The sequence below is a fragment of the Curtobacterium sp. P97 genome, from assembly GCF_023712445.1.
Classification (GTDB): Bacteria; Actinomycetota; Actinomycetes; order Actinomycetales; family Microbacteriaceae; genus Curtobacterium.
On record NZ_JAMAYF010000001.1, the window covers coordinates 17400 to 36940 of the forward strand.

At 71.4% G+C, this 19541-nt stretch carries 19 protein-coding genes and 1 tRNA gene; 7 read left to right on the plus strand and 13 right to left on the minus strand.

Features of this window, described 5'->3' with window-relative positions; all coding sequences use genetic code 11:
* The first annotated feature begins 93 nt into the window (after positions 1–93).
* The gene (locus tag M3677_RS00080; RefSeq protein ID WP_058728987.1) at positions 94–285 is read left to right on the plus strand and encodes a hypothetical protein; all 192 of its coding nucleotides are present in this window, start codon (positions 94–96) and stop codon (positions 283–285) included.
* A gap of 142 nt (positions 286–427) precedes the next feature.
* On the opposite strand, the gene M3677_RS00085 is transcribed toward M3677_RS00080, so the two are convergent.
* Positions 428–1606: a mechanosensitive ion channel family protein gene (locus M3677_RS00085; RefSeq protein ID WP_066654941.1), complete on the minus strand. Its 1179-nt coding sequence runs from the start codon at positions 1604–1606 to the stop codon at positions 428–430.
* 115 nt (positions 1607–1721) lie between these two features.
* On the opposite strand from M3677_RS00085, the gene M3677_RS00090 reads away from it, so the two are divergent.
* Together M3677_RS00090 and M3677_RS00095 are read left to right on the plus strand one after the other, a co-directional pair.
* A complete protein-coding gene (locus tag M3677_RS00090) occupies positions 1722–3269 on the plus strand; it encodes an amino acid permease (RefSeq protein WP_066654943.1) in 1548 nt (515 codons plus the stop codon).
* A gap of 46 nt (positions 3270–3315) precedes the next feature.
* Positions 3316–3621: a hypothetical protein gene (locus M3677_RS00095; RefSeq protein ID WP_251155576.1), complete on the plus strand. Its 306-nt coding sequence runs from the start codon at positions 3316–3318 to the stop codon at positions 3619–3621.
* Positions 3622–3990: 369 nt separating this feature from the next.
* Here M3677_RS00095 and M3677_RS00100 read toward each other — a convergent pair whose 3' ends face one another.
* From M3677_RS00100 to M3677_RS00115, 4 genes are all read right to left on the minus strand, one after another.
* Entirely contained in the window at positions 3991–4203 is a 213-nt protein-coding gene (locus M3677_RS00100; RefSeq protein WP_066654946.1) for an SCO4848 family membrane protein, read from the minus strand.
* A gap of 212 nt (positions 4204–4415) precedes the next feature.
* Complete coding sequence (locus tag M3677_RS00105; protein ID WP_066654950.1) at positions 4416–5366, minus strand: hypothetical protein; 951 nt, start codon at positions 5364–5366, stop codon at positions 4416–4418.
* Positions 5363–5824, minus strand: coding sequence for an ImmA/IrrE family metallo-endopeptidase (locus M3677_RS00110; protein ID WP_066654952.1), 462 nt, complete (start codon positions 5822–5824; stop codon positions 5363–5365). Before M3677_RS00110 ends, M3677_RS00105 begins: the two co-directional genes overlap by 4 nt.
* Positions 5821–6261, minus strand: coding sequence for a hypothetical protein (locus tag M3677_RS00115; RefSeq protein WP_066654954.1), 441 nt, complete (start codon positions 6259–6261; stop codon positions 5821–5823). The genes M3677_RS00110 and M3677_RS00115 overlap by 4 nt, the downstream gene beginning before the upstream one ends.
* Before the next feature lie 83 nt (positions 6262–6344).
* Between M3677_RS00115 and M3677_RS00120 the strand changes: the two genes are divergently transcribed.
* Positions 6345–6995: a YigZ family protein gene (locus M3677_RS00120; protein WP_209685232.1), complete on the plus strand. Its 651-nt coding sequence runs from the start codon at positions 6345–6347 to the stop codon at positions 6993–6995.
* 156 nt (positions 6996–7151) lie between these two features.
* Here the strand turns inward: M3677_RS00120 and M3677_RS00125 are convergent.
* Positions 7152–7224 (minus strand) — tRNA-Lys (locus M3677_RS00125).
* Positions 7225–7337: 113 nt separating this feature from the next.
* Here M3677_RS00125 and bcp point away from each other — a divergent pair.
* Positions 7338–7808: a thioredoxin-dependent thiol peroxidase gene (gene bcp, locus M3677_RS00130; protein ID WP_251159489.1), complete on the plus strand. Its 471-nt coding sequence runs from the start codon at positions 7338–7340 to the stop codon at positions 7806–7808.
* 110 nt (positions 7809–7918) lie between these two features.
* Here bcp and M3677_RS00135 read toward each other — a convergent pair whose 3' ends face one another.
* Positions 7919–8350 (minus strand): hypothetical protein, encoded by a 432-nt coding sequence (locus M3677_RS00135; protein ID WP_251159490.1) that lies wholly within the window; start codon positions 8348–8350, stop codon positions 7919–7921.
* A 258-nt stretch (positions 8351–8608) separates the two neighbouring features.
* Between M3677_RS00135 and M3677_RS00140 the strand changes: the two genes are divergently transcribed.
* Positions 8609–8857 carry a WhiB family transcriptional regulator gene (locus M3677_RS00140; protein ID WP_022904217.1) on the plus strand — a complete coding sequence of 83 codons (249 nt, stop codon included), beginning with the start codon at positions 8609–8611 and terminating at the stop codon, positions 8855–8857.
* A gap of 245 nt (positions 8858–9102) precedes the next feature.
* Here the strand turns inward: M3677_RS00140 and M3677_RS00145 are convergent, their stop codons facing one another.
* Entirely contained in the window at positions 9103–10608 is a 1506-nt protein-coding gene (locus tag M3677_RS00145) for a sensor histidine kinase (RefSeq protein ID WP_209685230.1), read from the minus strand.
* Positions 10609–10790: 182 nt separating this feature from the next.
* Here M3677_RS00145 and M3677_RS00150 point away from each other — a divergent pair, with 182 nt between their 5' ends.
* Positions 10791–11255 carry an Rv3235 family protein gene (locus M3677_RS00150; RefSeq protein ID WP_251159491.1) on the plus strand — a complete coding sequence of 155 codons (465 nt, stop codon included), beginning with the start codon at positions 10791–10793 and terminating at the stop codon, positions 11253–11255.
* A 22-nt stretch (positions 11256–11277) separates the two neighbouring features.
* Here the strand turns inward: M3677_RS00150 and secA are convergent, their stop codons facing one another.
* The 5 genes from secA to mtrB form a co-directional block, all read right to left on the minus strand.
* A complete protein-coding gene (gene secA / locus M3677_RS00155) occupies positions 11278–14061 on the minus strand; it encodes a preprotein translocase subunit SecA (RefSeq protein ID WP_209685226.1) in 2784 nt (927 codons plus the stop codon).
* A 182-nt stretch (positions 14062–14243) separates the two neighbouring features.
* Complete coding sequence (gene raiA, locus M3677_RS00160; RefSeq protein ID WP_209685224.1) at positions 14244–14945, minus strand: ribosome-associated translation inhibitor RaiA; 702 nt, start codon at positions 14943–14945, stop codon at positions 14244–14246.
* A gap of 230 nt (positions 14946–15175) precedes the next feature.
* A complete protein-coding gene (locus M3677_RS18260; RefSeq protein WP_251159492.1) occupies positions 15176–15937 on the minus strand; it encodes a phosphoribosyltransferase family protein in 762 nt (253 codons plus the stop codon).
* 211 nt (positions 15938–16148) lie between these two features.
* Positions 16149–17828 (minus strand): LpqB family beta-propeller domain-containing protein, encoded by a 1680-nt coding sequence (locus M3677_RS00170; protein ID WP_066654971.1) that lies wholly within the window; start codon positions 17826–17828, stop codon positions 16149–16151.
* On the minus strand, positions 17828–19537 hold the full coding sequence (gene mtrB / locus M3677_RS00175) for an MtrAB system histidine kinase MtrB (RefSeq protein WP_251159493.1): 1710 nt from the start codon (positions 19535–19537) through the stop codon (positions 17828–17830). The genes M3677_RS00170 and mtrB overlap by 1 nt, the downstream gene beginning before the upstream one ends.
* Positions 19538–19541 lie beyond the last annotated feature (4 nt).

Here is a 19541-nt window from a genome sequence, read left to right on the forward strand (position 1 = left end):
GGTGTCTCCTCGCTCTGCGGACCGGCAGGGCGACCGGCGGCGCTCCAATGTAGCGGCCGGTAGCGTGGCTGGGACGACCAGGAGGAGGAACCCGTGCGGAAGTTCATGTTCAGCGGTGCGGTGTGGAGTTCGATCATCAGCGGCTACAGCGTCGTGCAGACCACCCGGCAGGGGCCGCGCGACTGGCGCCTGGCCCTCACGTGGATCGCGTGGCTCGCGACGACGATCGTCGCGCTCGGCACGGTCGTCGAGGACGACCGAGCCGTCAAGGCGCGCCAGCGCTAGGACGCACGTCGCGGTCACGACGGTGACCGGACGACGGACGGGAGGCGCGGTACCCACCGGTACCGCGCCTCCCGTCCGTCGTCCCGTGGCGTCGCGACCTGCGGACGCCCGTGTGGTCAGCGCAGGCTGTCAGGGCGTGCGGTCAGCGCTCGGGCGGGACCTCGTCCGGACGGATGTCGGACGTCTGGATCGGACCGGTGAACAGCGCGGTGCGCTCGTCGCCCTCGCGGAAGAGCGCAGCGTCCTGCTCCTCGGTGCGGGCGCGGCGCTCGCCGACGCGCTCGGTGCCCTGCGTGACCTGCACCCGCTGACGGGGCAGGGCGTCGGGGTGCTCGCGCTGCACCCACTCGACCATCTCCTCGCGGACGTAGCAGCGCAGGTCGAACAGGCCGCCGGCGTCCGGAGCGGACACCAGGATGCGGACCCGCACGAGCCCGCTCACCGCGTCGGTGACCTGGAGCACCTTGGTCCGACCGTCCCAGATCGTCGAGGTCGACAGGATGCGGTCGAGCTCCCCGCGCATCTCGGTCGGACTGATCCGCCAGTCGAGGTCGAACTCGACCGCGCCCAGCAGCTCGCTGCCGGTGCGGGTCCAGTTCTCGAACGGCGTGGACGTGAAGTAGGTCGACGGGAGCACGAACCGGCGGTCGTCCCACAGGTGCACGACGACGTAGGTCAGGGTGATCTCCTCGATGCGCCCCCACTGCTGCTCGACCACGACGACGTCGTCGACGCGGATCGACCCGGAGAACGCGAGCTGCATGCCGGCGAACACGTTGCCGAGGGTGGACTGCGCCGCGAGACCCGCGACGACGGAGATGAGTCCGGCCGAGGCCAGGACGCTCGCGCCCGCGGCCTCGACCCCGGGGAAGGTCAGCAGGATCGCGCCGACCGCGATGATGACGAGCACGGCGACCGTGAGTCGGCGGATGATGAGGACCTGGGTGCGGATGCGCCGTGCCACCCGGTTGTCGGGGACGTCGACGCGGTAGCGGTGCAGGCCGAGGTCCTCGAGGAAGATGGCGATCTGGCACGCCAGCCAGCAGCCGACGGCGATGGTGGCGATGAGGAAGGCGTGCGAGACCTCGTCGCGCCACGGGTAGGTGTCCTCGTCGTGCGGGATGCTCGTCGTGAAGGCCGTCCAGAGCAGCGCGATGAGCAGGATCGACCGCGCGGGGTGCTTGGTGCGCCGGGACAGGACCGCGGCCCAGCGTTCCCGGCGGGCGATGGTCCGGAGCACGAGGTGCAGGACGAGCGCTGCGGCGGCCGTCACGAGCAGGGCGATCCCGATCGCGACGAGGAGTCGGAGGAGGGTGTCCATCCGTCCATGCTGTCGGACCGGCGTCGGTGGGCGTTCAGCGTCGGCACACCTGTGGTGTCGTTCAGGGTGGGCTCCCGTTCCACCCCGGGCCGTCCACGCATGTAGGTTGGCGCGCATGACAGCGCAGAACGACACGGGTGTTGCGAAGCCCGCGAACGACTTCTCGCACGAGCAGGAGGGCTACCAGCACGGTCTGAAGCCCCGGCAACTGCAGATGATCGCGATCGGTGGAGCCATCGGCACCGGGCTCTTCCTCGGCGCGGGTGGACGCCTGAACACCGCCGGCCCCGCGCTGGCGGTCACCTACCTGATCGCCGGCGTCTTCGCGTTCTTCATCCTGCGCGCGCTCGGCGAGCTCGTCCTGCACCGCCCGTCCTCCGGGTCGTTCATCTCCTACGCCCGCGAGTTCTACGGCGAGAAGTTCGCCTACGCAGCCGGGTGGATGTACTTCCTGAACTGGGCGATGACCTCGATCGTGGACACGACCGCCGTCGCGCTGTACCTCCACTACTGGAGTGCGTTCACCGCGGCACCGCAGTGGCTCCTCGCACTCATCGCCCTCGTCGTCGTGCTCGCCGCCAACATGGTCGCCGTCAAGGTGTTCGGCGAGCTCGAGTTCTGGTTCGCGCTCATCAAGGTCGCCGCACTCGTCGCGTTCCTCGTGATCGCCCTCGTCTGGCTGATCTTCGCCTTCCCGGTGGAGACCGGCGGCGAGGCGGTCCGCACGGGCTTCTCGATCTGGGCCGACAACGGCGGACTCATCCCGAACGGCGTGCTGCCGGCGGTGCTCGTCGTCCAGGGCGTCGTGTTCGCCTACGCCGCCATCGAGCTCGTCGGCACCGCGTCCGGCGAGACCCAGGACACCGAGAAGGTCATCCCCCGCGCCATCAACTCCGTCGTCTTCCGCATCGCGGTCTTCTACGTCGGGTCGGTCGTCCTGCTCTCCCTCCTCCTGCCGTACACGTCGTACAAGGACGGGCAGAGCCCCTTCGTGACGTTCTTCTCGTCGCTCGGCAACCCGCAGGTCGGCGTCGTCGCTGGGTCGATCATGAACTTCGTGGTGCTCACCGCGGCGCTCTCGTCGCTGAACGCGGGGCTGTACTCCACCGGCCGCGCGCTGCACTCGATGGGCATGAACGGCTCCGCGCCGAAGTGGACCACGAAGATGTCGAAGGGCGGTGTGCCGTACGCCGGCATCCTGCTCACCGCGGCGTTCACCGTCGCGGGCGTCGCCCTCAACTACTTCGTGCCGGCGCAGGCGTTCGAGATCGCGCTGAACGTCGCGAGCCTGGGCATCATCACCGCGTGGGGCACGATCATCCTCTGCCAGATGAAGCTGCGGCAGTGGGCGAAGCAGGGGCTCGCGAAGGAGCCGTCGTTCAAGCTGCCCGGCGCCCCGGTCACCTCGTGGTTGACGCTCGCGTTCCTGGCGTCGGTGGTCGTGCTCATGGCGATCGACTACCCCGTCGGCACGTACACGATCGCCTCGCTCGTGGTCATCATCCCGCTGCTGATCGTCGGCTGGTTCCTGCAGCGCGACCGCATCCTCCGCATCGCCGCGCTCCGCGAGGGTGTGACCGGGCCGTTCCCGATCGGTGTCCGCGACCCCGCGAACCAGGTCCGCCGCGACGGACAGGACGGGTCGGGCAGCTCCCGCGGCTGATCGCGCCTCCCGGACAGGGTCCGGTGCGCGCCGGTACGATCGGCGCGTGCCGGACCCTTCTGTCTCCCCCACGCTCGACCTCCAGCTCACCTGGCGCGGCACCTTCGGGCGGATCCGGGTCTACGACGACACCGTCCGCGCGGAGACGAGCTTCGAGCGCGACGCACTGACGCAGGTGCCGACTGACCAGGTCACCGGGTGGCGCATCGAGCCGTGCGACTTCGACGCGGTGTGCGTGGAGTTCGTCTGCGAGGACGAGACGTTCCGCGTGCTGCTCGACACCGGCGACGAGCGGGTGGCGCGGCTCGGGCTCGAGCGGGCGCTCGGGGCGCCGCTGCCGCCGGCTTCCTGAGCCGTCCGGGTCGCTCGCCGCGCGCGAAACGCCGGCGTCAGTGCGAGACGCCGGCATCAGTGCGAGACGCTTGCATCAGTTCGAGACGCCTGCGTTCGTGCGAGACACCGCAGGCGCCGCGAGACGCCGCCGGATACAGCGGCGTCTCGCCGGCACGGCGGCGTCTCGCCGGCACGGCGGCGTCTCGCCGGGACGGCGGCGTCTCGCCGGCACAGCGGCGGCTCGGCGGGACGGCGGCGGCTCGCCGGCACAGCGGCGGCTCGGCGGGACGGCGGCGTCTCACGGGCGCGTGGTGACCACGGACGGACGGGAGGCGCGGTACCAGCCGGCACCGCGCCTCCCGTCCGTCAGGTGGCCACTCGGACCGCGTCAGACCAGCAGCAGGATCCCCGCGACCACGGCGGCGAGGGCGATCGCGAAGGCGATGAGCAGCAGCACCAGGTGCACCGTGTAGAACGTCGTCGGCTTGCCGGCCGCGTCGCGCGCCCGGCTGTCCTTCGCGACCCGCTGGAAGAAGCGCGGCCAGGTCACGAGGTTGAACACGGCGGCGAGGAACAGGACGATGGCGGCGAAGACGGTCACCCGACGAGTCTAGACAGCGACACGATCCCGGCTCGTGACCGGAGCGTGAGCCCGGGGGTGCTCGGCCGCCCCCAACGCGGCCGAGACCTCCCCGGCGTGCCGACGACGAGAGACCCCGCCGTGTAGCACGTGCTACAGACCCTACACGGAAGCACGCGGCAACGTCGAGCGCTGCTCGGGAACGTGATCCGACCGATGCAGACGAGCAGGACTCAGACGGAGTCGCGAGCAGGCGCGAGCGCTTCGTCGAGCGCGGACTCCGCCTCGGCGAGCACGATGCGCTCGTCGGCGTCCAGCGGTCGGCGCGAGCGGCGGGCACCGTCGTTGATCTCCACGATGGTCCGGCTGAGCCGCGTCGCGGTGTCCTCGGTCGCCGGGTAGGCGTTGTCGGTACCGATGCGGGCGTGCAGCGGCTCGAGGGCGGCCAGGGCGGCGTCCAGGCGGCGCGCACGGCGTCGACGGGAGAGCTGGTGGCCGATGACCAGCAGCAGCATCCCCGAGGCCATGCAGAGCACCGCGCCGGGCGTCGTGACGTCGTACGGCGGGGTGAGCGCGCGGGTGACGTCGAGGCGACCGACCACGTGTGCGACGTCCATCACGGCGACGACGACCATCCGCACGACACCGAGGACCCCGCCGAGCACGATCACCCACAGCCCGACCAGGTCCGCCGCCGTCCGGGCCTCCCGCAGGCGCATGATGCAGATCACACCGGTGGCGCCGACCGCGGTGCCGAGGTAGGTCGTCTGCGCGATCGAGTAGACGGCCGCGGCGGGCTGGTGCCCCGCGACGAGCATGAACGTCGTCGTGGTCGGCGGCTGGTCGAGCGCGAGGAACGCCGCCACGACCACCACCACGACGACCACGAACGCGACGATGATGGCGGTCCGCAGCCACCGCCACGCTGCGCCGACGGCCTTCGCGACGCCCCAGAGGAGCGTGCTCGTCCCGGCGATCATCAGGCAGTCGCTGACGACCGTGACGACGTTGCGGCCACCGACGAGCGGGTCGAGCCAGCGGTACAGCGGATCGACGTTCGTGACGATCGTCGCGGTGAACAGCAGGAACGTCACCGCGAGCGTCCGGTCCTGCCCCCGCTGCAGTCGGAACAGCACCACCGTCCCGACGACGAGGACCACCGCCATCGTGACGGAGACGATCACCCGAAGACCCCGCGGAAGGCGCTCGGACGACCTCGGTTCGACCGGATGAGGGCGGCGAGGCGGTCGGCGAAGAGCTCGGCCTCGTGCTCGTAGGTGTTCGAGAACAGCCCGCGCGCGAGTGCTCGCTCCACCTTGTACTCGGGGACGTCCGGGATCACGTCGCGCACGTAGGCCGACTGTGCCGCGTGCTCCGAGTGCCGGTGCAGCACGTGCCCGAGCTCGTGGCCGATGACGAACGACCGGAACGTCGCCGAGTTCGTCGGCGAGATCATCACGAGGTGCTGGTGCTCGAGCGTCGCCACGAACCCGCAGACCGGCTCGGCGCTGAGGAACGACTCCTCGCGCACGACGACCGGCTTGCCGACGTGGTCGGCGGCAGCGGCGACGGCCTGGTCGATGTCCGACCAGCCCTCGGCTGCCCCGCGGGCCCAGAAGGCCTCGACCGAGGGGTCCGTCACGCCACACCCCCTCGTGCCGACTCCTCCTCGAGCACCTGGGCGATGCGCCGCAGGGCCTCGGGTGAGAGCTCCCCCGGGAACGTCCGCGCGGCGAAGCCGCTCACCCGTGCCGACCGCAGGGCACGGACGAGCGCGATCTGGGCGCCGATCCGTTCGGGCACGGCACTGTCCTCGAGCAGGAAGCGTTCGTCGACCTCGAAGAACCCGGCGAGCAGGCGCAGGAGGTCGGTGTCCCGGTTGCGTCGGCCGTCGCCGGAGAGCATGTACGTCCACTTGGCGCGGGAGAGCGAACCGCCCTGCGCCGCGACGTACTCCTCGATCGCCGCGAAGGGCACGGGAGCGCCGCGCTGCGACTCCTCGAAGTCGAGCAACAGGTTGAGTCGACGAGCGAGCTCGGCAGCGTCGAGCGCGCCGCCCCTGGGATCCACGGTCGTCATGTCGATCGGACTCCTCCCCAGTCGTCGGCTGTGCACGCCATGGTAGCGCGGGCTGCCGACGGCGCGCGGCTACCCTCGAGCACGTGCCCCGCCACTTCCCGTCGACCATCGCCGGCACCGTCGAGCACGAGATCGTCGTCACGAGGTCGCGGTTCGTCACCACGGTCGTCCCCGTCAGCGGGGTCGAGGACGCGGAGCGCGCCGTCGCCGAGGTCCGCCGCCGGTACTGGGACGCCCGGCACAACTGCTCCGCGATGGTCACGGGGGTGCTCGGCGACCAGGCACGGTCCTCCGACGACGGGGAGCCGTCCGGGACCGCCGGGGTCCCCATGCTCGAGGTCCTGCGTCGCCGCGACCTGACCGACGTGGTCGCCGTCGTGACCCGGTACTTCGGTGGGGTGAAGCTCGGTGCGGGCGGACTCGTCCGCGCGTACTCGACCTCGGTGTCCGAGACGCTGGACCGCGCCACGACGCTGCAGCGCGTCGAGCTGACCCGCGTCGACGTCACCGCGCCCCACGCGGACGCCGGCCGCATCGACAACGTGCTGCGGCAGTGGGTGCAGCAGCACGGAGCGACCTTCGACCCACCGACCTACGGCAGCACCGTCGGGTTCACGCTCTGGGTCCCCGAGGACGCGCTCGACGTCCTGCGAGCCGAGCTCGCGGCGGCGACGGGCGGTGCCCTCGCACCCCTCGTCGGCGGGACGCGCGTGGTCGACCTCCCGACCACCTGAGGCCGCCCCGGGGCGGACTCGAGAGCACGTCCGAGATCCTGGTCGCGGATCTGCGCCCCGACTGCAGTCCGCGCGTGTCGCCCTCCGGGGCCACCGACCGGACCGTCCCGGGGAACGAAGAAGGCCCGGTCGGAGTGATCCGACCGGGCCTTGCGGTGCGCCCCCTCGGACTTGAACCGAGAACCCACTGATTAAGAGTCAGTTGCTCTGCCAATTGAGCTAGAGGCGCATGGTGTTCAGTTGTCTGTCGCTCTCGCACTTCCGTGCTGCAACGGGAAACAACATTAGCATGACTTTCGCGTGCCCACGACCACTCGGGCGCCGCGACCGAACAGGAGCACCATGACCGACCGTCTTGCAGCCGGCGACACCGCCCCCGACTTCACCCTCCCGGACCAGGACGGCGCGCAGCACGGCCTCGCGGACCTGCGGGGTCGCAAGGTGATCGTGTACTTCTACCCGGCGGCGTCGACCCCCGGGTGCACGACCGAGGCCTGCGACTTCCGCGACAACATGTCGTCGCTCCAGGCAGCCGGCTACGAGGTCCTGGGCATCTCGAAGGACGAGCCCGCGAAGCTCAAGACCTTCCAGCACGAGCAGGCGCTGACCTTCCCGCTCCTCAGCGACCCGGACCTGGCGGTGCACCGGGCGTACGCCGCGTGGGGCGAGAAGAACAACTACGGGAAGATCGTCACCGGCACGATCCGGTCGACGGTCGTCGTCGACGAGGACGGCGTCGTGCAGCTGCCGCTCTACAACGTGAAGGCGACCGGGCACGTGGCGAGCCTGCGGAAGAAGCTCGGCCTGGTCTGAGACCCGGCCACGTCACGGACGGGAGGCGCGCTGCCAGCTGGCAGCGCGCCTCCCGTGCGTCGGCACGTCCCGTTGAGCGGGGCGCGCTCTCGTCCGTCCCGGGGTCGCGGCTACTCGTCGCGAGCGTCGCGCGGGACGAGCCACCCCGTCACGGCACGCGAGAGCACCAGGGTGAGCCCGAGCAGCGCGGGGATCAGGAGGGCCCAGCCGACCCAGGCGACCCGGAACACGCCCTGGAACGCACCGATGGCCAGGGCGCCCTGCATCACCTGCCACACGAGGATGCCGGCGCGGGCCCACGCCCGACGGTTGCGCAGCCCGACGACCAGCGAGACCAGCCACAGCGCGGCGACCGCGCAGAGCAGGGTGAGCGCGACGGCCGAGGCGATGCTCGACGACGGGGCGACGATCGACTCCACGAGCAGCACGACGGTCGTGACGACGAGCGCGAGGGCCTCGAGCCCCACCACGACGAGCAGGGTCGTGACGGCCGGCGGGCGGCCCGGGACGTGGTCCGGAGCGGTCGGGGTGGTGTCGGGCACAGCAAGCCTCCAGCATCGGGACCCTTGATTTGGTCATCCCAGTATGGAACGATATTCGAGGTCGTTTGGACGGCACGATGTGGTGTGCGTCTCCCGCGGTTCGACGCTTCTCCCCCGAGCGTCCAGCGGGCGTCAGACTCGCTCCCAGCGGAAGCCTCCCCCACAGGTTCCCCTCGTGCCCTGTGCATGCCAGCGTTCCGATCCCCGAGCCGCGGCCCCGGCCTGCCGTTCGAGCATCGACATCAAGGAGCACCACACATGGACTGGCGTGACCAGGCAGCCTGCCTCACCGCGGACCCCGAGCTCTTCTTCCCCGTTGGGAACACCGGACCGGCCGTCGACCAGATCGAGAAGGCGAAGTCGGTGTGCGCGCGGTGCACCGTGACCGAGATGTGCCTGCAGTACGCGCTCGAGAACAACCAGGACTCCGGTGTCTGGGGCGGCCTGAGCGAGGACGAGCGTCGTGCGCTGAAGCGCCGCGCTGCCCGCGCCCGCCGCGCCTCCTGACGCAGCGCTCCTGACACGACGACGCCCGTCGCTCCCCCGGGAGCGACGGGCGTCGTCGTGCGCGCGGGCGTCGCAGGCGTGCGGTGCCGCCCGCGATCGCCGTGGGACCGCCGCCGTCGCCCGCCTCCGCCGTGGGACGGCCGCACAACCGGAAGCACCTCGCACCACGGATACCCGCGGCGCGAGGTGCTTCCGGTTGTGCACGGGCAACGGACACCACACGAACACGCCCGCGACGCGTCGGCCTAGGCGGCGCCGGCGGCCGTCAGCCAGCGGAACGGGATCGTGATCGTGACCTCGGTCCCGCTGCCGGTGAGCGTGTGCCAGTCGATCGTGCCGCCGAGCTCGCCCTGGATGAGCGTGCGGACGATCTGCGTGCCGAGACCCGAGCCGACCTTGCCCTCGGGCAGGCCCACACCGTTGTCACGGACCTCGATGTCGAGGTGGTCGTCGGCGCGGTTCGCGACGATCTCGACCTCGCCGTCGCGCCCGTCGAGCCCGTGCTCCACGGCGTTCGTGACGAGCTCGGTGAGCCCGAGCGCGAGAGGCGTCGCGGCCTCGGAGGGCAGCACGCCGAACTCGCCGGTCTTCTTCGGGCGGACGGTGGTGTTGTGCGACGCGGCGACCTCGGTCACGAGCTTGAGCACCGAGTCGAACACCTCGTCGAAGTCGACGTTCTGGCTGAGACCGGTCGACAGGGTGTCGTGCACGACGGCGATCGCGGCGACACGGCGCATCGCGTTCTGCAGTGACGTGCGGGCCTCGTCGGAGTGGGTCCGTCGGGCCTGGATCCGCAGCAGCGACGCGACCGTCTGCAGGTTGTTCTTCACCCGGTGGTGGATCTCGCGGATCGTCGCGTCCTTGGTGATGAGCTCACGCTCCTGGTGCCGCAGCTCGGTGACGTCGCGGCAGAGCACGATGGCGCCGATGCGCTCCCCGTGGTCACGCAGCGGGATCGACCGGAGCGACACCGTCACGCCCTTCGCCTCGACGTCGGCGCGCCACGGCGCACGACCGGTCACGACGAGCGGGAGGGACTCGTCCACGTCGAGCTTCGAGCCGATGAGCTCGGTGGTCACCTCGGCGAGGGACTTCCGCTCGAGCTCCCCCTCGAAGCCCATGCGGTTGAAGGCACTGAGGCCGTTCGGGCTCGCGAAGGTCACGGTGCCGTTCGTGTCGAGGCGGAGCAGACCGTCGCTCGCGCGGGGCGCACCGCGGCGCGGACCAGCCGGCGCCCCGAGGTCCGGGAAGTCACCGGTCGCGATCATGCCGAACAGGTCGTTCGCGCTCGCGGTGAAGTTCAGCTCCTGGCGGCTCGGCGTCCGCATCTCGTCCTGGTTCGAGTGCCGGGTGACCACGGCGATCGGACGGTCGGTCGTCTCGGTGCTGTTCGTGGTCAGCCGGCGGAGCACGGGGATCGCACGGACCCGGGTCGGCGTGTCCTCGTACCAGTCCGGCTCGGCCGAGTCGACGACCGTCGCACTCGCGAAGCACTGGGTGACCTGGTCGCGCCACTCCTCACGCATCTCCTGCCCGACGATGTCGCGGTAGAACAGGGTCGCCGCCGAGCTCGGACGCGCGTGCGCCACGGCCATGAACGAGCCGTCCACGGCCGTCGGCACCCACAGCACCATGTCCGCGAAGGAGAGGTCGGCGAGGAGCTGCCAGTCCCCCACGAGCAGGTGGAGCCACTCCACGTCCGCTTCCGAGGACCGGCCTTGCGCGAGGACGAGATCACTGAGGGTCGACACCCGGCAAGTCTAGGTGCGCCCGTCTGTGGAGAACGACGCCCCTCCACAAGCACGATGACGTCGGTATTTCACATGCGCCATTCGTCCGTACGCTCGGGACCGGAGGGGACATGGCGGCAGGAGAAGCGCGTCCGATCACGGCGGACGACCAGAGCGGACCGGTACCGCGGACGCTCGCCCCGGTGACCGGGACGACACCGAGGAGCGAGTCCGAGCACCGGGAGCTCGTGGCGGCGGGCAGGGGCCACCCCGAGGTCGCGGACGGCGCCGAGGCCGGGACGTCGTCCGAGACCACGACCACGACGGCGACACCGGACGTCGCCGACACGGCGCGGGCACTCGGGCTGTGCGTCGTCGAGGTCCTGACCGGTGGGCGCGAGGTCGACAGCATCGCGCGCTGGATCACCGAGGACGTGCAGCGGCACCTGCTGCAGCGTGCCGCCCTCGGCGCTCGAGCGCGGTCGATCGGGAGACGGTCCCGCGCCCGCCCGATCCTGCAGGTCGGGAGCGTCCGGGTCTGCGAGCCGGCGCCCGGCGTCGCGGAGGCAGCCGTGGTGGTGCACACGCGCAGCCACGCGCGTGCCGTCGCGCTCCGGCTCGAGCTGCGGCAGGGGCGTTGGCGAGCGACCGCGATCGGGGTGCTCTGATCCCGTCCGTCGTCGTGGGGCGTCAGCCCTTCTTGGCGGCCTGACGACGCTCCGCGCGGTTCCCCGCGGCGGCCTGACCGGAGGCGGTCGCCGCGTTGCCGAACGCCGACCCCTGCTCCGGGCCGGCGGCCTCTGCCTCGGCCTCGGCCTGCGCGCGCTGCGCGCGAGCGGTGGCGGCCTGCTCCAGGCGTCCGCGCTCGTCGCGCACCTCGACCTCGCCGTCGATCGACGGCGCCGAGTACTCGAGCCCGGTGGCCTCGGACTCCCCGAGCCCCTTCGCCTCGATGACCGCGTTGTCGCCGTCCGACTGCACCTGGACCTCGAGGTTGAACAGGTACCCGACCGACTCCTCGCGGATCTGGCCCATCATGCTCTGGAAGAGCGCGTAGCCCTCGCGCTGGTACTCGACCAGCGGGTCGCGCTGTGCCATCGCGCGGAGGCCGATGCCGTCCTTGAGGTAGTCCATCTCGTACAGGTGGTCACGCCAACGACGGTCGATCACCGAGAGGACGACGCGGCGCTCGAGCTCGCGCATGGCCTCGTCACCGAGGAGCTCCTCACGCTGCTGGTACGCGAGCTTGGCGTCGGACAGGATCTCGCGTGCCAGGAACTCGCGCGTCGCCTTGCCCTTCGAACCGGCCTCGGTGATGACCTCGTCGATGGAGATCGAGATCGGGTACAGCGTGCCGAGCTCGGTCCACATCGCGTCGAGGTCCCAGTCGTCCGGGGAGCCCTCGCCGGTGTGCGTGTCGATGACGTCGTCGATCACGGCCTTGAGGAACGACTGCGCACGGTCGTTGATGTCGTCGCCCTCGAGGATGTGACGACGGTCGCTGTAGATCGCCTCGCGCTGGCGGTTCAGGACGTCGTCGTACTTCAGGACGTTCTTGCGGATCTCCGCGTTGCGGCCCTCGACCTGCGCCTGGGCGGACCGGATCGCCCGGCTGACCAGCTTGTTCTCGATCGCCATGTCGTCCGGCACGTTCGAGCGGCCCATCAGGCTCTCGGCCGCACCGGAGTTGAACAGGCGCATCAGGTCGTCGGTCAGCGACAGGTAGAAGCGGCTCTCGCCCGGGTCGCCCTGACGACCGGAACGACCTCGGAGCTGGTTGTCGATGCGGCGCGACTCGTGGCGCTCCGTACCGAGGACGTACAGCCCGCCGGCGTCGCGGACCTTGTCGGCCTCTTCCTTGATCTCGGCCTTGACGCGGGCGAAGACGTCGTCCCAGGCGGCCTCGTACTCCTCCGGCGTCTCCGTCGGGGACAGGCCCTTGGCGTGCATCTCCTGCACGGCCAGGAACTCGGAGTTGCCGCCGAGCATGATGTCGGTACCGCGGCCGGCCATGTTCGTGGCGACCGTGACGGCCCCGAGTCGACCGGCCTGCGCGACGATCGCGGCCTCGCGGGCGTGGTTCTTCGCGTTGAGGACCTCGTGCTTGACGCCCTTCTTCGCGAGGAGCTTCGACAGGTACTCGGACTTCTCGACGCTCGTGGTGCCCACGAGGACCGGCTGGCCCTTCTCGTGGCGCTCGGCGATGTCGACGGCGACCTGCTCGAACTTCGCCTTCTCGTTCTTGTAGACGAGGTCGGTCTGGTCGATGCGCTGCATCGGCTTGTTCGTCGGGATGGGGACCACGCCGAGCTTGTAGGTCGACATGAACTCGGCCGCCTCGGTCTCGGCGGTACCGGTCATGCCGGAGAGCTTCTGGTACAGGCGGAAGTAGTTCTGCAGCGTGACGGTCGCGAGGGTCTGGTTCTCGGCCTTGACCTCGACGCCCTCCTTCGCCTCGATCGCCTGGTGGATGCCCTCGTTGTAGCGCCGGCCCATGAGGATGCGACCGGTGTGCTCGTCGACGATGAGCACCTCGCCGTTCATCACGACGTAGTCCTTGTCCTTCTTGAACAGGGCCACGGCCTTGATCGAGTTGTTCAGGAAGGAGATGAGCGGGGTGTTCGCCGACTCGTAGAGGTTGTCGATGCCGAGGTAGTCCTCGACCTTCTCGATGCCGGGCTCGAGCACGCCGACCGTGCGCTTCTTCTCGTCGACCTCGTAGTCCTCGCCCGGGATCAGGCGGGTGGCGATCGACGCGAACTCGGTGAACCAGCGGTTCGCCTCGCCCGAGGACGGCCCCGAGATGATGAGCGGCGTGCGGGCCTCGTCGATGAGGATCGAGTCGACCTCGTCCACGATCGCGAAGTAGTGGCCGCGCTGCACCATGTCGGAGGCCTGCCACGCCATGTTGTCGCGCAGGTAGTCGAAGCCGAACTCGTTGTTCGTGCCGTAGGTGATGTCGGCCGCGTACTGCTCGCGGCGCTCGGCCGGCGACTGGTTCGCGATGATGCAGCCGGTGCTCATGCCGAGCGCACGGAAGACGCGCCCCATGATCTCGGACTGGTACGACGCGAGGAAGTCGTTGACCGTGATGACGTGCACGCCGCGCGACGGGATCGCGTTGAGGTAGGCGGCGGTCGTCGCGACGAGGGTCTTGCCCTCACCGGTCTTCATCTCGGCGATGTTGCCGAGGTGCAGGGCCGCGCCGCCCATGAGCTGCACGTCGAAGTGCCGCATGCCGAGGGTGCGCTTGGCTGCCTCGCGCACGGCGGCGAACGCCTCCGGCAGGAGGTCGTCGAGGGACTCCCCGTTGGCGTACCGCTCGCGGAGCTCCTTCGTCTCGTCCTGGAGCTCCTCGTCGGTGAGGCTCGCGAAGTCGTCCTCGAGGTCGTTGATGGCCGAGGCGTACGCCTTCAGCCGTCGGAGGGTCCGTCCTTCGCCGATGCGGAGGACCTTCTCCAGCACGTTTGCCACGTGAGCTCCTTACGGGGTCGTCGCGCGCGACCTGCGCGATCCGAACAGCCAGTCATGCTAGCAACCCGCCGGAGCGCTGCGCTGGGAGACGGGCGGTGCACCGAGCAGGGACGGCCGACGAGGGCAGCGGGTGCGCACGGTCCGACGAGGACCGCACGCACCCGCTGGACGGCGACGGTGCGCTACGCGACGGCCGCTGATCCGACGGCGTCGGCGTCGGCGGTGCTGCCGTCCGCGCTCCCGTCGTCGATGCCGATCACGCCGTAGTCCCAGCCCTTGCGGCGGTAGACGACGCTCGGGCGCCGGGTCTCGGCGTCGACGAAGAGGTAGAAGTCGTGCCCGACCAGCTCCATGCGGTAGAGCGCGTCGTCGAGGGTCATCGGGGCCTCGGTGAAGACCTTCTGCCGGATGACCACGGGCGAGTACGGCTCGACGTCCTCGTCGTGCGACTCCTCGACCACGGGGACGGCACCGGTCGCGACGGTCTCGATGAGCCGTCCGTCGGCCGGCGTCACATCCATGTGCTCGAACCCGGTGCCGGCGGCCTCGGCCACGGAGGTCGGGCGGTGGCGACCGCGGTGCACCTTGCGGCGGTCACGTGCCCGACGCAGGCGCTCGGTGATGCGGGCGAAGGCGAGGTCGAACGCCGCGTACTTGTCCGAGGCGGCGGACTCGGCCCGCACCAGGGGCCCGGGTCCGATCAGGGTGAGTTCGACGCGGTCCTCGCCCTGGGCGCCGCCGGCCTTCTCGTTGTGGCGGCTGAGGCGCACCTCGAAGGCGAGGGCGCGGTCGGCGAGCACGTCGATCTTCTCGGACTTCTGTTCCACGTAGGTGCGGAATCGATCGGTGACCCCGACGTTCCGGCCCGTGATCGTCACGTCCATGTGGCGGCTCCCATCCGTACTTCGGCGCGTCGCCTCCATCCGGCGATCCCGAACGCCTTGCCGCGAGGCTAGACCCCCGGCCCGAGCGGCGTCACCGCCCACCGGCGGGTCGCGCCGGACACCCACCCGACGCTCAGGCGTCGCCGGGCGTCCACCCGGCGTCCACCCGGCCGACCAGCCGCCGCACCCGCGGGGCCGGCGTACGACCCGTCCTGGTGCGGCCCGAGCGGTCACTCCTCGACCTCGGCGAGCGCGACGCACCGCACCACGCGACCCCCGGCCGCACGGACCGCGCGGACCGCCTCGGCCATGGTGACGCCGGTCGTGACCACGTCGTCGACCACCACGACGTCCCGACCCGCGACGTGCGCCGCACGGAGCGTGCCCACCGTCGCCTCGACCCGTTCGAGTGCCGTCCGCTCCTTCTGGCCGTGCGCGACGCGCGTCGTGGCCCGGGAGCCGGGCCGGTCCGCGGGGACCCGCCCCCGGACTCGCCGGAGTGCCCGGCGCGGCGCGCGACGGGCCCGCCCACGCGCAGCACCCGCGCGGCGGAGCAGCAGGACGACCGGGTCGAACCCCCGTCGCCGCGCCCCGGCAGGCGACGGCGGCACGCGGACGAGCAGCGCTCCCGGGACGTCGGCCAGTGCCCGGTCGACGAGCGCGCCGAACCGTGGCGCGAGCACCGGCACGAGGTCCGTCCGGCCACGGAGCTTCAGCTCGAGGACGAGGGCCCGCACGGTGTCCCGGTAGGCGAAGGCCGCGTCGAGTCGGACACCCGCGACCAGCCGGCGTCGCTGCGGCTCGGCGTCGAGTGCGTCACGGCAGGGCCGGCAGACCGCGCGGTCCGGCGCACCGCACCCGACGCAGGCCACGGGGAGCACGAGTCCGAGCACCGCGGCGACGGCGTCCGACCAGGCAGACGGTGCGGTGGCAGGGGCGGTGGGAGGGGCGCCGGCAGCGCGGGTGCGGCGGCGCGGGTCGGTCCGGGACACGGGTCGATCGTGGCGCCGGCACACCGCCGAGGTGGGCCGTCGCGGCGGACGGTGGACGGGCCTCCAGGCCGCGCCGCGTGTGCAGGAACGGCCGCGCCGCGTGTGCAGGGACGGTCGCGCCGCGCGTGCAGGAACGGCCGTGCCGCGCGTGCAGGGACGACCCTGCTACCCGCGCAGGGGCGGCCGCGCCGCAGGAGCGGCGCGTGCCGCGTCAGCGCTGGGTACCGAGCACGTCCGCGGTGACCCCCGTGGTGTCCCAGCGGCCGCCGGTGGACTGCAGGACCGTGCCGTCCGCCATGCGCAGCAGGACCGATCCGCCGCTGCCGCCCGCCACCGAGGACGCCGTCCCGTCCGGCTTCGGCAACGTCGTCGACTGGCCGCCGACCGTCGACCGGACGACCTCGGGGCCGGCCTCCGTCTGCCCGACCGACACGACGTCGCTGTCGTTCACCCAGGCCGCACCGACGGCGTCACCCGTGGTCGCCTGCACGCGCACCGGCGAGCCGAGGCCCGTCGGCGTGCGGTCGCTGCCGCGGACGATCGCCATCACGTACAGGGCGGGCCCGTCGCCCGTCTCGATGAGGGCGAGCGCCCGTGTGGAGTCGCGGGAGACCTGGAACGAGACGAGCCGACCGCGTGGCAGCGTCGTGGCGACCTCGTGCGGGTCGCCACCCAGCCCGTACGCCGTCACCCGGCTCGTGTCGTCACCGCTGCCGACCCAGACGAAGCCGAGGTCGTCGAGCGTCGGCGGGACCAGTCCGTCGGTCGCGTCGATGCGGAGCGCGTCCCGACCGCGGACCACGACCACGCCGCTGGCGTTGCCCACCGCGGCGACCGTGCCGGACGTGGAGAGCGAGAACGACTCCGGGTCGAGGGAGGCGATCGTCGTGCTCGCGTCGCCGCCGAGGGCCGCGACCCGACCGTTGCCCGTCGCGTACCCGACCTCGTCGTCGCGGTCGACGAGCGGTCGCGGGTCGACGTCGGGGTTGAGACGCGCCGTCGCGTCCTGCTGCTCCGGCTCGGCGAAGGTCGCCCCCTCGATGGTGATCGAGACGGACGACACCGAGGCGACCGACGCGAGCGAGCGGGTCAGCTGCTCGCGCATGCGCGCCTTGTCCTCGCCGCTCGAACCGAGGGCGTCGCGCGACAGGTCGACGAGCGCGGAGCCGTTCTCGATCGTGACCGCGTTGAGCGAGAGCTGCGTCCCCTCCGGGAAGGCCGACACGACGGCGCCCTTGAGCCAGTCGGACGGCCCGGCCAGCAGCGCACTGGCGATGCGGGTGCTCGTGGACGACCGGGCGAGGAACCACCGTTCGTCGGGCACCAGGTAGCGGTACGTCGGGTCGAAGAAGTAGAGCGCGTGCTGCTGGAACTGCGACTCGAAGCTCACCGGCGTGAGGATGATCCCGTCCGGGGCGTAGGCAATCCGCCACTCCCCGTCCTCGCGGACGAACTGGAACGTCAGGGTCGACGTCGTCGGCCGGACCGCCTGGGTGTACTCGCCGTCGGCGTCGACGGTCGCACTGGCGGTCAGCGTGTAGGTGAGCTCGCGGTCGGCGACCCGCTCGATCGCGCCGCTGCCCTGCAGGACGGTGACGCCGCGGCGCGGGTTCCACTTCTCGGCGAACCCCGTGGCGAGGAACTCGCGGGCGGTGCCGTAGTCGTCCTGCGCGCCGGTGCCGGCGGCGACGAAGCCGCGCAGGATCGCGGTCTGGTCCATGCCGGCGACCGGTCGGTCCGGGCGGAGCTCGAAGCCGGAGATCGCCTCGTCCTTCACCGACTGCCCGGTACGCACGCCGCCACCCGTCGGGATCGCCGCGCACGCCGAGAGGGCGACCACGGAGAGCGCCGCGAGCGTCACCACCACCAGGGTCCGGAGTCGTGCGCGCATCAGTCCTCCCCCCGGACGGCGCGGGGGCCGTCGTAGGTCTCGTCGAGTTCGGGCAGCGGGATGGCGGAGGTCGCGGTGCCGAGCGACTCGCCACGCGGCAGGGTCAGCACGAACGTCGAGCCCTCGCCGGGGCGCGACCACACGTCGATCCGACCGCCGTGCAGGTTCGCGTCCCCGAGGGAGATCGCGAGACCGAGGCCGGTGCCGCCGATGGTGCGCTTGCGGCTCGGGTCGGCGCGCCAGAAGCGGTCGAACACCCGCGCTGCGTCCTCCGGTGGCATCCCGACGCCCTGGTCACGGACCGCGATCGCCACGGACCGGGAGTCGCTGTCGACGACGACCTGGACGGGCTTCGCGTCACCGTGCTCGACCGCGTTGCCGACCAGGTTCCGCAGGATCCGCCGGATGCGCTTCGCGTCGAGCTGCATCGTGGTGTGGCCGCCGGGGGTGACGAGCTGCAGGTCGACGCCGGCACGGTCGGCGAGCGGGCGGAACTCCTCGACGATGTCGGCGGCGAGCGCGGCGGGCACGACGGGTTCGGTGTCGAGCTGCACCGCCTGGGCGTCGTAGCGGGAGATCTCGAGCAGGTCGGCCAGCAGCAGCTCGAAGCGCTCGACCTGTGCGTGCAGGAGCTCGGCGGACCGGCTCACCGACGGCTCGAAGGCGTGCCGCGAGTCGTAGAGCATGTCGCCCGCGAGCCGGATCGTGGTCAACGGCGTGCGGAGCTCGTGGGAGACGTCGGACACGAAGCGCTGCTGCACGCGGGAGAGCTCGGCGAGCTGGGTGATCTGCCGGCTGACCGCGTCGGCCATGTCGTTGAAGCTGCGCGCGAGGATCGCGATGTCGTCGTGACCCCGGACCGGGATGCGCTCGTCGAGCCGGCCGGCGGCGATCTTGCGACTCGTCTCGGCGGCACCGCGGATCGGCACGACGACGAGCCGCACCACGAGCGAGGTGACGAGCGCGATGAGGACGATGAGTGCGACGCCGCCGACCGACAGCGTCTGTGACACGAAGTCGAGGGTCTGCTGCGCGTCGGACAGGTCGTACACGATGTAGAGCTCGTACTGTCCGGCGCTCGGGACCTGCAGGACGGACCCGACGGCCAGGCCCGGCTCGCGGCGGCCGCCGTCGTCGAGCTGCACGGGCTGCAGGCTCAGTCGCCCGGTGTCCTTCCCGACCTCGCGCCGGAGCTCGTCGGTGATCACGGCGTCCGGGAAGCCCTGGCTCGCGAGGTTCTGCAGCGTCTGGGGCGTCGACTGGCCGGGCGTCCGCTCGATGGCGATGCTCGTGCCGCCCGGGCTCGTCGTGTTCGAGAGGATCGCCTGCTGCGCCTCGCTCTGCAGGGTCTCCAGCTCGGTCTGGTTGTTGTCCTCGGCCGCGGTCGCCGCGTCGAAGATGCCCTGCGCGACGATCGTCGCCCGGGCCGACTCGGACTCGATCTGGTCGCGGCGCTGCGCGTAGACGTTGTTCGAGATGCTGATCATGACCGCGGTACCGATGACGGCGACCGCGAGGCCGGTCGTCGCGACGGTGATCGCGACGCTGCGCACCATGAGCGACCGGCGCCACAGCCAGGCGACCGCGTACCACCCGCGACGGAGCCAGCGGCGGAGCCGACGCCGCACACGGGCGGCGCGACCGGGGAACCCGCGGCCGGCCCGCGGTGCGCCCCCGCCCGCCGCGGTACCGGACGACGCCGACGGCACGGTG

Coding starts and splice junctions, on each gene's coding strand:
- M3677_RS00085 (WP_066654941.1), bottom strand. CDS start 1,606: ATGGACACCCTCCTCCGACTCCTCGTCGCGATCGGGATCGCCCTGCTC.
- M3677_RS00090 (WP_066654943.1), top strand. CDS start 1,722: ATGACAGCGCAGAACGACACGGGTGTTGCGAAGCCCGCGAACGACTTC.
- M3677_RS00115 (WP_066654954.1), bottom strand. CDS start 6,261: ATGACGACCGTGGATCCCAGGGGCGGCGCGCTCGACGCTGCCGAGCTC.
- bcp (WP_251159489.1), top strand. CDS start 7,338: ATGACCGACCGTCTTGCAGCCGGCGACACCGCCCCCGACTTCACCCTC.
- M3677_RS00140 (WP_022904217.1), top strand. CDS start 8,609: ATGGACTGGCGTGACCAGGCAGCCTGCCTCACCGCGGACCCCGAGCTC.
- raiA (WP_209685224.1), bottom strand. CDS start 14,945: ATGGACGTGACGATCACGGGCCGGAACGTCGGGGTCACCGATCGATTC.
- M3677_RS00170 (WP_066654971.1), bottom strand. CDS start 17,828: ATGCGCGCACGACTCCGGACCCTGGTGGTGGTGACGCTCGCGGCGCTC.